Genomic DNA, 12938 nt, shown 5'->3' with positions numbered 1-12938 from the left:
GGCATCCACATTTGTGACAGCACCCTGAGACATGTCAGACCCACTCCGACATCGTTTCGTCACTGTCATCGTGCTGACACGGGCCGGACCGGAGGCATTTCAGCGCCCTGAGCGCCGGTAGAACCGCTTCGCAACCCGCACCAGTCAATGATCTTCCGCAGAATGCGCCAGGCACCCGGCGTCGCATGCAGTGTGACGGTTCCGAGGCGTCTTCGTGACATTCTCATTGTGAGCTTTCGAAAATGACACATTACTGTCACATTCGGAATCTATTCTTCGAGCCATCCACACGCTGTACCACACCAACTCGGAGAGATCCATGAAGCTGATGAAGACTGCGATTGCCGGCCTGGCTGGCGTTCTGTTCGCCGCTGGCGCGATTGCGGGCGAGATTACGGGCGCTGGCAGCACGTTCGCCGCACCGATCTACACCAAGTGGGCGGACGCCTATCAGAAGTCGACCCAGAACAAGGTCAACTACCAGGGTATCGGTTCGTCGGGCGGCATCAAGCAGATTCAGGCAAAGACTGTCGATTTCGCCGGTTCGGATGCCCCGCTGACCGATGAAGAACTCGCCAAGCAGGGCCTGTTCCAGTTCCCGACGGTCGTCGGCGGGATCGTGCCGGTGGTGAACGTGCCGGGCGTGAAGGCGGGCGAGCTCGTCCTGTCGGGCGAAGTGCTGGGCGACATTTACCTGGGCAAGATCAAGAAGTGGAACGACCCGGCCATCGCCAAGCTGAACCCGAAGGTCAAGCTGCCGGATACGGATATCGCCGTGGTTCGCCGCGCCGACGGTTCGGGCACCAGCTTCGTGTTCACGAACTACCTGTCGAAGGTCAACGCCGAGTGGAAGAGCAAGGTCGGCGAAGGCACCACGGTCAACTGGCCGACGGGTACGGGCGGCAAGGGTAACGACGGCGTCGCCGCCTTCGTGCAACGTCTGCCGGGCGCTATCGGCTACGTGGAATCGGCCTACGCCAAGCAGAACAAGCTGACGTACACGGCCCTGACCAACGCCGACGGCAAGACCGTCGAGCCGACCGCCGAAACGTTCGCCGCTGCCGCTGGCAAGGCCGAATGGTCGAAGACGTTCTACCAGATCCTGACCAACGAGAAGGGCGACAAGTCGTGGCCGATCGTGGCCGCCACCTTCGTGCTCGTGCACCAGAAGGCCGAGGCGGGCAAGGAAGCGCAAAGCGCCGACGTGCTCAAGTTCTTCGACTGGTCGTTCAAGAACGGCGTGAACACCGCCAAGGAACTGGACTACATTCCGCTGCCGGAAGATGTCCTGAAGCAGATCCGTGCCGGCTGGAAAGCCAAGGTTGCCGAGTCGGCCGCCAAGGCTGGCGTCTAAAGCGCCTTGCAATGAGGCGCCCGGCGATGCAAACGCGCGTTGCCTGGCGCCTTGATACCGGCATCATCCGCGCCGCCTGTTCCGAAGCCCGAATCGAGATGTGGCAACGGCTGGCGGCGCGCTCACGCTGAGACGACATCATGGCAGAAGCCACCAGCTCCCTCGCAACACCGGGCGCGCAGCGCGCTCCGTCTTCCGTTGGCGACTTTCTCTTCGCGCTGCTCACCCGCGCCGCCGCCCTCATCACGCTGCTTCTGCTCGGTGGCATTATCGTGTCGCTGATCGTCAGCGCATGGCCGTCGATCGAGAAGTTTGGCTTCGCCTTCCTGTGGACGAAGGACTGGGATCCTCCCGCAGAACAATTCGGCGCGCTCGTGCCGATCTACGGCACGATCATCACGTCGGTCATCGCGCTCGTCATCGCCGTGCCGGTCAGCTTCGGCATCGCCCTGTTTTTGACGGAACTCTCGCCCGTGTGGCTGCGCCGGCCGCTCGGCACCGCCATTGAACTGCTCGCCGCCATTCCGAGTATCGTCTACGGGATGTGGGGCCTGCTGGTCTTCGCCCCGATCTTCAGCCAGTACTTCCAGAAGCCGCTGGGCGCACTGCTCGGCAACGTGCCGGTGATCGGCGCGCTGTTTCAGGGCCCGCCGCTTGGCATCGGTATCCTGCCCGCCGGCGTGATTCTCGCGATCATGATCATTCCGTACATCGCCTCGGTCATGCGCGACGTGTTCGAAGTCACGCCCGTGCTGCTCAAGGAATCGGCGTACGGCATCGGCTGCACGACCTGGGAAGTGATGTGGCGCGTGGTGCTGCCCTTCACGAAGACCGGCGTCATCGGCGGCATCATGCTGGGTCTGGGCCGCGCACTCGGCGAGACGATGGCCGTCACGTTCGTGATCGGCAACACGAACCTGCTCGACAACATCTCGCTGTTCTCGCCGGGCAACAGCATTACCTCGGCGCTCGCCAACGAATTCGCCGAAGCCGGCCCGGGCCTGCATACGTCCGCCCTGATGGAACTCGGCCTGATCCTGTTCTTCATCACCTTTGTCGTGCTGGCGCTGTCCAAGCTGATGCTGCTGCGCCTCGAAAAAAGCGAAGGTAAATAATGATGACCCAACAAGCGCTCGAATTGGAAACGCCCGCCGTGAAGCCGACAGACGCCTTTACGCGCGTGCGTCTGCAAGCCTATCGCCGTCGCAAGAACATGTTCGCCATCGCGATGTCGCTCGCGGCCATGGCCTTCGGCCTGGTGTGGCTGCTGTGGATTCTCTACACCACGCTCTCGCTGGGCATCGGCGGCCTGTCGCTGTCGCTGTTCACCGAAATGACGCCGCCGCCGAACACCGCCGGTGGCGGTCTCGCCAACGCCATCATGGGCAGTGTCGTGATGGTCGGCGTGGCGACGCTCGTCGGCACGCCGCTGGGCATTCTGGCTGGCGTATATCTGGCCGAGTACGGTCAGAAGTCGTGGCTCGCGAGCATCACGCGATTCATCAACGACATTCTGCTCTCCGCGCCGTCGATCGTGATCGGTCTGTTCGTCTACGCGCTCGTCGTCGCGCAGATGGGCCACTTCTCGGCATGGGCCGGCATCATCTCGCTCGCGCTGTTGCAGATTCCCATCGTGATCCGTACGACGGAGAACATGCTCAAGCTGGTGCCGAACAATCTGCGTGAAGCCGCCTTCGCATTGGGCACGCCGAAGTGGCGAATCATCGTGAAGATCACGTTGAAGGCATCCATTGCGGGGATCGTGACGGGCGTGCTGCTGGCGGTGGCGCGTATCGCGGGCGAGACGGCACCGCTGTTGTTCACGGCGCTGTCCAACCAGTTCTGGTCGATGAACCTGAACCAGCCGATGGCCAACCTGCCGGTCACCATCTTCAAATTTGCCATGAGCCCGTTTGCCGAATGGCAATCGCTTGCCTGGGCGGGCGTATTCATCATCACCCTCGGGGTGCTGTTCCTGAACATTCTGGCGCGCACGTTGTTTGCCAAGAAGTAATCGGCAACGAGAGACGACGCAACGCAAACACGACGCGACGACAAACGCCTACCTGACGGTTGAGACCGACCATGACGAACCCGACGCAAGAAATCAAGCTGCCCTCGAAGATCGAAGTCAAGAACCTGAACTTCTTCTACGACAAGTACCACGCGCTCAAGAACATCAACCTGCGCATTCCGGACCGCAAGGTGACGGCTTTCATCGGCCCGTCGGGTTGCGGCAAGTCGACCCTGCTGCGCACGTTCAACAAGATGTATGCCCTGTACCCGGAGCAACGCGCCGAGGGCGAGATCAACATGGACGGCGAGAACCTGCTGACCGCCAAGCAGGACATCGCACTGCTGCGCGCGAAGGTCGGCATGGTGTTCCAGAAGCCGACGCCGTTCCCGATGTCGATCTACGACAACATCGCCTTCGGCGTGCGCCTGTTCGAAAAGCTCTCGCGCTCGGAGATGGACGATCGCGTGGAGTGGGCACTGACCAAGGCGGCGCTGTGGAGCGAAGTCAAGGACAAGCTGCAACAGTCGGGCTATGGCCTCTCGGGCGGACAGCAACAGCGTCTGTGCATTGCGCGCGGCATCGCGATTCGTCCGGAAGTGCTGCTGCTCGACGAACCGTGCTCGGCGCTCGACCCGATTTCCACGGGCCGCATCGAAGAACTGATTGCCGAACTCAAGGACGACTACACGGTGGTGATCGTGACCCACAACATGCAGCAGGCGGCACGTTGCTCGGACTTCACGGCCTACATGTATCTCGGCGAGCTGATCGAATTCGGCGAGACCGAAAAGATCTTCATCAAGCCGGACCGCAAAGAGACCGAAGACTACATCACCGGCCGTTTCGGTTGATGCCACGAGGAAACCCGCGACATGAACGATAAACACCTTTCCAGCCAGTTCGATACCGACCTGAATCAGGTTTGCTCGCGCGTCCTCGAAATGGGCGGCGTGGTCGAGTCCCAGATCGTCACGGCGATGCAGGGCCTGAACACGTTCGACCGGGCGCTGGTCGACGAAGTCATCGCCAACGAACATCGTCTGAACACGATGGAAGTGGAGATCGACGAAGAGTGCAGCAAGATCATCGCCCGCCGTCAGCCGACCGCACGCGACCTGCGCCTGCTGCTCTCGATCTCGAAGACGATCACGAACCTCGAACGCGCGGGCGACGAAGCCGAGAAGATCGCCAAGCGCACCCGTCACCTGCTCGAAGACGGCGCCGCGCAAAGCGTGAATTTCGCCGAGATCAAGCTCTCCGGCGAGATGGCGGCGCAGTTGCTGCGCCGCACGCTCGACGCGTTCGCGCGTCTGGATATCGTGGCCGCCGCCGAGATCGTTCGCGACGACAAGGCGATCGACAATGAATTCCGCGGCTTCGTGCGAAAATTGGTGACGTATATGATGGAAGATCCGCGGACCATCTCAGCCGGTCTGGACTTCCTGTTCATCGCCAAGGCCATCGAGCGCATTGGCGATCACGCGAAGAACATTGCCGAATTCATCATTTACATTGTCAAAGGCACCGATGTCCGGCACATTTCGCGCGAAGACTTGCAGCGTAAGGTGCAAGGCGAATAGGGCGAATAAGGCGAATAAGGCAAAAAGGGCGAACGAAACGCCTGACATTACTGAAGGTTTGAGAGGGAACCGATGCCTAGCAGCATTCTGATCGTGGAAGACGAGCCGGCAATTTCCGAGCTGATCTCCGTTAATTTGCAACACGCGGGTCACTATCCGATCCGGGCGTACAACGCGGAGCAGGCGCTCACGTTGATCAGCGACGTCCTGCCGGATCTCGTTCTGCTCGACTGGATGCTGCCGGGCAAGTCTGGCGTGACGTTCGCGCGTGAGTTGCGCGCGAACGAGCGCACCAAGCATGTGCCGATCATCATGCTCACCGCGCGCAGCGAAGAGCAGGACAAAGTGATGGGGCTCGAAATCGGCGCGGACGACTATGTCACCAAGCCATTCTCGCCGAAGGAACTGATGGCGCGGATCAAGGCGGTGCTGCGCCGTCGTGCGCCGCAACTGACCGAGGACGTGGTGAGCGTAAACGGCCTGAAGCTCGACCCGGCAACGCATCGCGTGACGAGCCACCAGTCGAGCGGCGACAGCATCAAGCTCGACCTCGGCCCGACGGAATTCCGTTTGCTGCACTTTTTCATGACGCATCCGGAGCGCGTGCACAGCCGCTCGCAGTTGCTCGATCAGGTGTGGGGCGATCACGTGTTCGTCGAAGAACGTACGGTGGACGTGCATATCAAGCGGCTTCGCGCGGCGCTCAAGCCGGCGGGCCACGATGCTATGATCGAGACCGTACGCGGCAGCGGCTATCGTCTGACGAAGTCCGTCTGACAGGGCTGGCCGGGCGCCCGAAGGCGTTACGGCGTTGGGGTGATCCGGTGGGGGTATGCGTCCGGCGTCGCCACTCGCTCCGGTCGTGACCTGCCGTGCCCATGCCGCTCATGCCCGTAGGGCGATGAGCGGCGACATTCCTGTGCATCGTCTATGAATATCATCTGGGCCCGCGCGCTGGCGTTCCTGATCCTGCAAGCGGCCATTTCGGTGGCTGCCGGCTGGATGTTCGGCGCGAGTGCAGGCTACATCACCGCCGTCGTTCTGCTGGTGATACAGCTTTTCTTCAACGTCTATCACGCTCAGCGCCTGTGGCGCCTGCTCGATGCGCCGGTGTACGGCGAAGTGCCCAGCGCGCTCGGGTTGTGGGGCGAAATCTATTACCGGCTGCACAAGCTGGCCAAACGCTGGCATAACCAGGTCAAGCAGGTGGAACAACAGCACGCACGTTTCATTCAGGCGATCCAGGCATCGCCCAACGGCGTGATCATGCTCGACGAGCAGAACCAGATCGAGTGGTGCAATGCGATTGCCGAGACGCACTTCGGCATCGACGCCAGGCGAGATCTGCGTCAACAGATCACTCACCTTCTGCGCACGCCCGCCTTCGTGCATTACCTGTCCTCGGAACGCTACGACGAGGCGCTGCTCATGCACCACATGGGCGAGAAGCGCAACAACGTGCTGTCGATGCAGGTGTTTCCGTACGGCGACAATCGCAAGCTCATCATCTCGCTCGACGTGACCGATCTCGAGCGCACCGACGCGATGCGGCGTGACTTCGTGGCCAACGTCTCGCACGAACTGAAGACGCCGCTTACCGTTCTCTCGGGCTTTCTGGAGACGGTTGGCGAGTTGCCGCTGTCGCCGGACGAGATTCAGCGTTACGTCGAGATCATGCGCCAGCAGGCGGGGCGCATGCAGAACATCGTGAACGATCTGCTGACGCTGGCCAAGCTCGAGGGCAGCGGCAAGCCGCCGTCCGACGAGCGCATCGACATGGGCATGCAGATGCGCTCGCTGCGCGGAGATGCGGAAGGATTGTCGCAAGGTCAGCACGTCATCGAAGTGAGTGCAGCGCACGGACTCGATCTGCGGGGCGCGGAAGGCGAGTTGCACAGCGCGTTCAGCAATCTCGTGAGCAATGCCGTGCGCTACACGCCGCAGGGCGGCAAGATTCGTATCGAATGGGGACCGACGGACGAGGGCGGCGCGCGCTTTGCGGTGATCGACTCGGGTCTGGGGATTCCGGCGGAACACATTCCGCGACTGACGGAGCGCTTCTACCGTATCGACCGGAGCCGTTCACGCGATACCGGTGGCACGGGCCTCGGGCTTGCCATCGTGAAACATGTGCTGACGCGCCATCAGGCCGACCTGCGCGTGTCCAGCGAGGAAGGGCGCGGCAGCACGTTCGCGATTCACTTCCCGCCCACGCGTGTGGTGCATCGCGCACCGGCGGACACGCCCGCGCAGGTGCCGGTCGGGGGATAAGTGGCACACGCCGGACACACTCGGGGCACCCCGGGATAACGGAGAAAGGCGCCCGATGAACTGACCCCCAAGGGTTGGATTTATGTCCAACTCTTGGGGGTCATTTCACTTCGCGGTCGGGCGCTTTTTCCGTCGACACGACAAATGGGCAGCCAGCCCACCGCTCCATGGAAACAGGCGCCTTCGCTCCCTTGTTCAGTTGCCGGTCTGCACGTGCTGCGCGATCTCCTGCATCAGCACCATCTGGCTGTTGTATGGCGTCTTGCCCGGTTTGCGGCGCAGGTAGCTGCCGTCGGGGCGCATCAGCCACGAGAGCGTGTTGTCGCGCAGATGCACCATCAGACCTTCACGAATGACGCGGGCCTTGAGCCGCTTGTCGCGCACCGGAAACGCGACTTCCACGCGGCGAAAGAAGTTGCGCTCCATCCAGTCGGCGCTCGAGAGCATGACGTGTTCGTCACCATTCGCATAGAAGTAATAAATGCGATGGTGTTCGAGAAAGCGCCCGACGATGGAGCGCACGGTAATGTTCTCGGACAGCCCTTTCACGCCGGCCCGCAGAGAGCACACGCCGCGCACGATGAGGTCGATCTTGACCCCGGCGCGCGATGCCTTGTAAAGCTCGGCGATGATCGTCGGTTCGAGCAGCGCATTCATTTTTGCGATGATGCGGGCCTTCTTGCCGGCCGTCGCCGCTTCGGTTTCCCGGCGAATCGCTTCGAGCAGGTGCGAATGCATCGTGAACGGCGACTGCCAGAGGCCGTGGAGGTGCGTCTGGCGGCCGATGCCCGTGAGTTGCTGGAAGACGACGTGCACGTCGGCGCATAGCGCTTCGTCGGCCGTCATCAGGCCGAAGTCGGTGTAAAGCCGTGCCGTGCGCGGGTGATAGTTGCCGGTGCCGAGGTGGACGTAGCGCTTGAGAAACGCCTTCTTGCCCTGACGTGTGCGACGCACGACGAGCAGCATTTTCGCGTGGCATTTGTGTCCGACCACGCCATAGACGACGTGGGCGCCGACCGCTTCGAGCCGTGCGGCCCAGTTGATGTTCGTCTCTTCGTCGAAGCGTGCGAGCAATTCCACCACGACCGTGACTTCCTTGCCGTTGCGCGCGGCTTCCATGAGCGCGTCCATCAGGGCGGACTCGTTCCCGGTACGGTAGATGGTCTGCTTGATGGCCACGACATCGGGGTCGCGCGCGGCCTGGAGCAGCAGTTCGAGCACGGGCTGGAAGCTGTCGTACGGATGGTGCAGCAGCAAATCGCCCTGATCGATCAGGTCGAACATGGCGGGCGAGGCGCTCATGCGCCGGGGCAGCGCGGGAACGAACGGCACGAATTTCAGGTCCGGCCGGTCGACCATCTCCGGCAGCGGCATGAGGCGCACCAGATTGACCGGGCCTTTGACGCGGTAGCAGTCCGAGTCGGCCAGGCCGCATTCCGTCTGAAGCCGCCGCACGAGGCGCGCCGGGGTGCCGGCGTCGACTTCGAGGCGGACAGCGTCGCCGAGGTGACGCGCCGGGAGTTCGCCTTGCAGCGCGGTGCGAAGATTGGTGATTTCGTCTTCGTCGACGAACAGATCGCTGTTACGCGTGACACGGAACTGATGGCAGCCCTTTGCGGTGAGTCCGGGGAACAGTTCGCTCGCAAAGCGCAGCATGAGCGAGCTGAGCAGCACGAAGCTGTTGGGCAGCGGCGCGAGGGCGGGCGGCATCGGCACGAGCCGGGGCAGGGCACGCGGGGCCTGGACGATGGCGAGTTCGGCGTCGCGCCCGAAAGCGTCCTTGCCTTCGAGTTCGACGGCGAAATTCAGGCTCTTGTTGAGCACGCGCGGGAACGGGTGGGCGGGATCCAGCCCGATGGGCGTGAGCACGGGGACAAGTTCGCGCAGGAAATAGTCGCGGGCCCACTCGACCTGGGCCTCGTTCCAGCTCCCGGAAGGGTGAAAGGCGATGCCTTCGGCTTCCATGAGCGGCAACAGGCTGTCGAACATGGCGTATTGCTTTTCGACGAGCGCTTGTGCCCGCGCACAGACTTGCGTGTAAACTTGCTGAAACGTCATGCCGTCGGGCGTGAGCATGCCCGGATTTTCGCGCATCTGCTCCTTTAGTCCGGCGACGCGGATTTCGAAGAATTCATCCAGATTGCTACTCACGATACAAACGAAGCGCAGGCGCTCGAGCAATGGCGTGGCCGGATCGGCCGCCTGGGCCAGGACGCGTTCATTGAACGCGAGGATGCCCAGCTCGCGGTTGAGCAGCGGGTAATTCATATTGAACGTGCGAAAGACATGGGATTGGCGTGAATTCTTCATCCGCATTGTTACAGTTATATGACATTCATATTTGTCAACGACGTGTCATATTCGATTTGTAACTTATTCGTCATTTATTTGTCGAGTGCCCGTCATGCTTTTAAAGTTGAGCATCGGGCTTTTCGGCCTTCTTCGCTCAGGCGCATTCCCACATGAGTACCCCATCGCCCTTGTTAGCGGCCGTCGATCTCGGCTCGAACAGTTTTCGCCTGATCATCGGCCGTGTGGAGGAGACGTCCGCCGGAACGCAGATCTATCAGGTCGATGCGCTGCGCGAACCGGTGCGGCTGGCCGCGGGCCTGAACGGCGAGAAGTATCTGGATCATCCGTCGCAGCAACGCGGCTGGGATGTCCTCAAGCGCTTCGGTGAGCGTTTGCGCGGTTTCCACCCCGATCAGGTGCGCGCGGTGGCAACGAATACCTTGCGTGTGGCGAAGAACGCGCAGGACTTTCTGGGCGAAGCGCAGCGCGCGCTGGGATTTCCCATCGAAGTGATCGCGGGGCGGGAAGAGGCGCGTTTGATTTATGCCGGCGCGGCGCATTCGGTACCGACGTGCTCGGGCAATCGACTCGTCGTCGACATCGGCGGCGGCTCGACCGAGTTCATCATCGGACAGGACTACGAGCCGCTGATCATGGAGAGTCTGTATATCGGCTGCGTGAGTCACAGCCGTCAGTTCTTCCCCAGCGGTAATGTGGACGAGTATGCGATGAAGCAGGCCGAGTTGGCGGCGCGTCGCGAAATCCAGATCATTGCCGCCGCTTATCGCGACGCCGGCTGGTCGCAGGCCATCGGATCGTCGGGCACCGCGCGGGCGCTGGCGGAATTGCTCGAGGCCAACGGTTTCAACGATGGCGGCGTGCATGGCCTCACGCGTGGCGGGCTCGAGCGCCTCAAGCGTGCGCTCGTCAAGGCCGAGAACACCAACCGGCTGAAGCTCGCCGGACTCAAGCAGGACCGCATTCCGGTGCTGCCGGGTGGCCTGTCGATCATGTTGTCCGTGTTCAACGAACTCGAAGTCGACCACATGGAGACGACGGACGCCGCGTTGCGCCTTGGCGTGATGTACGACCTGCTGGGCCGTACGCAGCATCAGGACATGCGCGCCGTGACGGTCGAGCAGTTCGTGCGCCGTTACGGCGTGGACCGTGCGCAGGCCGAGCGCGTGGGCCGTCTGGCAATTTCACTGTACCGGCAGTTGCCGCTCAAGGCGGCCGATGACGCGCACGGTGCACAGGGCGCCGACGAGGGTCGCGAGGAAGGCGAAGCGCTGCTCAACTGGGCGTCGTCGTTGCACGAGATGGGGTTGTCGATCTCGCACAGCGCGTACCACAAGCATTCGGCGTACATCGGCAGCAACGCCGACATGCCGGGTTTTTCGCGGCCGGATCAGGCGCGGCTCGCGGAGTTGCTGCTCGGGCACGTCGGCAAGTTGGGCAAGCTCGCGTCGCAGGCGCAGCAGGTCGATTGGCAACTGCTGTTTTGCCTGCGGCTGGCGGTTCTGTTTTGTCGCCGCCGTACGGATGCACTGCCGGACAGCATCGAAGTGGAGCGTCTTGGCGACGGTTTCCAGGTGTCGGTGCCGCGTCAGTGGATCGACGCCAATCCGTTGACCGATTACAGCTTGCAGCGAGAAGCGCAGGAGTGGGAGAAGATCGGGATGCGCTACAAGGTCGTGTACGCCTGAGGTCCGCGTTGCCCGAGGCGGGCGTGTGATGAGTCTCAAACGAAAAGCCCGGCAAATGCCGGGCTTTTCGTTTGCCCCCGACGGTACGGTCCGGGGGAAGGAAGGCTTGGCATGCTGTCAGGCTTGTTGCAGCTTGCTTACGAGTTCCGGTCCGAGGAAGTGGCGCGCGTAACGCGGGTTCATGTCGGAGAGGCGGAACAGCGTGAGAAAGTCGGCGGTATTGAAGTCGGGATCCCAGGCCGGGGCGCCGCAGATGCGCGCGCCCAGGCGCAGATAGCCTTTGACGAGAGCCGGCGGTTCGACGTCTAGGGTCGATTGCAGTTCGTCTACGGGCAGGGCGATACGGGGCACTGCGTGATATTCGGCCGGCGCCATGGACGTGTCTTGCAGCTTGCGATAGAGGCTCGCGGCGTAGTGTCCGCCGTCGGCCATCGGCACGCTCGCGCAGCCGAGCATCGTCTCCAGACCGTTGCGCAGCATGTACTCGGCCAGACCGCTCCACAGTGCCATGATGACGGCGCCGTTGCGGTAGTCGGTATGTACGCAAGAGCGGCCTGTTTCGAGCATCTTCGGGCGCAGATGGTCGAGGCGCGACAGGTCGAATTCCCCTTCGGAGTACAAACGGCCGAGGCGCTTGGCCTGAGAGGGGGGCAATACGCGATACGTGCCGACGACCTTGAGCGAGTCCTGGTCGCGCACGATCAGGTGATCGCAGTATTGGTCGTATTCGTCGACGTCGAGGCCGGCGGGGCCCTTGACCGATGCGCCCATTTCTTCGGCGAATACCTGGTACCTCAGGTGCTGCGCTTCGCGAAGCTCGCTTTCGTCGCGTACCCACGCCACAGCCAGATTCTGTTTGACAGGCGTTTCAGGGCGAGGAAGACGCCTCCGCGACGTGGGGGTCAGCGAAGAGAGCGGCATGGTGGGGTTCGGCAGGTCGCGCATAAAGGCCCTTTTTGTGACGGTCGCGTTGCGACGTACTTTAAAAAGCATCAATGTCGATTCCGTGAACGATAGACGACAATTCTATGACAAAACGTCCGCTGTCATGAGGCAGCGCTTCGATCCGCCGCCTTACGTTGTCCACGGCACGCGCCTTCCCGGGAATTCGGGGGCTCGTCGAGGACGCCTTGCGATGTGTCAGATCAGGTCGGGATTGACGACGGCGCGCACGACGACCTGACTCTCGTCTTCGCGGCGGCGAGAGGCGAGCCACCAGATGCCGCCTTTCTTGATGGTCCAGTACGCTTCCTGGCCGCTCACCAGCAGGGCGGCGAGTTGGCCGAGGGCGGGTTGGTGGCTGACGAGCACGACTGTCTGGGCGGTGCCGGGCCAGTCGATGGCGCCGAGCAGGGTGACGGCGTTGGCGCCGGGCGCGAGCTCGCGCACGATGCGGGGGGCGTGCGTGAGTGCCTGAGCGGTCTGGACGGCGCGTACGGCCGGGCTGGAGAGGATGATTGCGTCATCGGGCAGGCGCGCCCGGAGCCACTGTGCGGCCTTGTCGGCCTGTTTGCGGCCCCGGTCGGTGAGTTCGCGGGCCAGATCGGCCTGTGCACTGAGCGCGAGGGTGGCGGGCAGGTTTTCGGCGTCGGCGTGACGCCAGAGAATCAGGTTCATCGACACGGGTTCTGACATGGTGAACCTCCCACTATGGCGGGGTTTCGTGGCGGCGGCGTGACCGTCGGCGAAGTGCGGGGGAGACGTTATTGTGCAGCGAC

11 protein-coding genes are annotated in these 12938 nt (G+C 62.4%); 8 read left to right on the top strand and 3 right to left on the bottom strand.

Features of this window, described 5'->3' with window-relative positions; all coding sequences use genetic code 11:
- Window positions 1–319 precede the first annotated feature (319 nt).
- From pstS to phoR, 7 genes are all read left to right on the top strand, one after another.
- Window positions 320–1354: a phosphate ABC transporter substrate-binding protein PstS gene (gene pstS / locus AB870_RS14840; RefSeq protein WP_047905309.1), complete on the top strand. Its 1035-nt coding sequence runs from the start codon at window positions 320–322 to the stop codon at window positions 1352–1354.
- A 140-nt stretch (window positions 1355–1494) separates the two neighbouring features.
- Window positions 1495–2469 (top strand): phosphate ABC transporter permease PstC, encoded by a 975-nt coding sequence (gene pstC / locus AB870_RS14835; RefSeq protein WP_047905308.1) that lies wholly within the window; start codon window positions 1495–1497, stop codon window positions 2467–2469.
- Between the two features lie 2 nt (window positions 2470–2471).
- Window positions 2472–3368, top strand: a complete 897-nt coding sequence (gene pstA / locus AB870_RS14830) for a phosphate ABC transporter permease PstA (RefSeq protein ID WP_047908233.1) — start codon at window positions 2472–2474, stop codon at window positions 3366–3368.
- A gap of 71 nt (window positions 3369–3439) precedes the next feature.
- Window positions 3440–4222: a phosphate ABC transporter ATP-binding protein PstB gene (pstB, locus tag AB870_RS14825; RefSeq protein WP_039397158.1), complete on the top strand. Its 783-nt coding sequence runs from the start codon at window positions 3440–3442 to the stop codon at window positions 4220–4222.
- Window positions 4223–4243: 21 nt separating this feature from the next.
- The gene (gene phoU / locus AB870_RS14820) at window positions 4244–4951 is read left to right on the top strand and encodes a phosphate signaling complex protein PhoU (protein ID WP_047905306.1); all 708 of its coding nucleotides are present in this window, start codon (window positions 4244–4246) and stop codon (window positions 4949–4951) included.
- Window positions 4952–5023: 72 nt separating this feature from the next.
- Window positions 5024–5728, top strand: a complete 705-nt coding sequence (gene phoB / locus AB870_RS14815; RefSeq protein ID WP_047905305.1) for a phosphate regulon transcriptional regulator PhoB — start codon at window positions 5024–5026, stop codon at window positions 5726–5728.
- 153 nt (window positions 5729–5881) lie between these two features.
- Window positions 5882–7222, top strand: coding sequence for a phosphate regulon sensor histidine kinase PhoR (gene phoR, locus AB870_RS14810; RefSeq protein WP_047905304.1), 1341 nt, complete (start codon window positions 5882–5884; stop codon window positions 7220–7222).
- 195 nt (window positions 7223–7417) lie between these two features.
- On the opposite strand, the gene ppk1 is transcribed toward phoR, so the two are convergent.
- Window positions 7418–9532, bottom strand: coding sequence for a polyphosphate kinase 1 (gene ppk1 / locus AB870_RS14805; RefSeq protein ID WP_047905303.1), 2115 nt, complete (start codon window positions 9530–9532; stop codon window positions 7418–7420).
- A gap of 152 nt (window positions 9533–9684) precedes the next feature.
- On the opposite strand from ppk1, the gene ppx reads away from it, so the two are divergent.
- Window positions 9685–11220 carry an exopolyphosphatase gene (gene ppx / locus AB870_RS14800; RefSeq protein WP_047905302.1) on the top strand — a complete coding sequence of 512 codons (1536 nt, stop codon included), beginning with the start codon at window positions 9685–9687 and terminating at the stop codon, window positions 11218–11220.
- A 117-nt stretch (window positions 11221–11337) separates the two neighbouring features.
- On the opposite strand, the gene AB870_RS14795 is transcribed toward ppx, so the two are convergent.
- Both AB870_RS14795 and AB870_RS14790 read right to left on the bottom strand, forming a co-directional pair.
- Complete coding sequence (locus AB870_RS14795; RefSeq protein ID WP_047905301.1) at window positions 11338–12165, bottom strand: GNAT family N-acetyltransferase; 828 nt, start codon at window positions 12163–12165, stop codon at window positions 11338–11340.
- A gap of 195 nt (window positions 12166–12360) precedes the next feature.
- The gene (locus AB870_RS14790) at window positions 12361–12855 is read right to left on the bottom strand and encodes a SixA phosphatase family protein (protein WP_167362706.1); all 495 of its coding nucleotides are present in this window, start codon (window positions 12853–12855) and stop codon (window positions 12361–12363) included.
- Window positions 12856–12938: the final 83 nt, after the last annotated feature.

Source organism: Pandoraea faecigallinarum (assembly GCF_001029105.3).
GTDB classification, from domain to species: domain Bacteria; phylum Pseudomonadota; class Gammaproteobacteria; order Burkholderiales; family Burkholderiaceae; genus Pandoraea; species Pandoraea faecigallinarum.
Note: the sequence above shows the minus strand (reverse complement) of the source record. Positions and strands in the feature narration are given on the sequence as shown.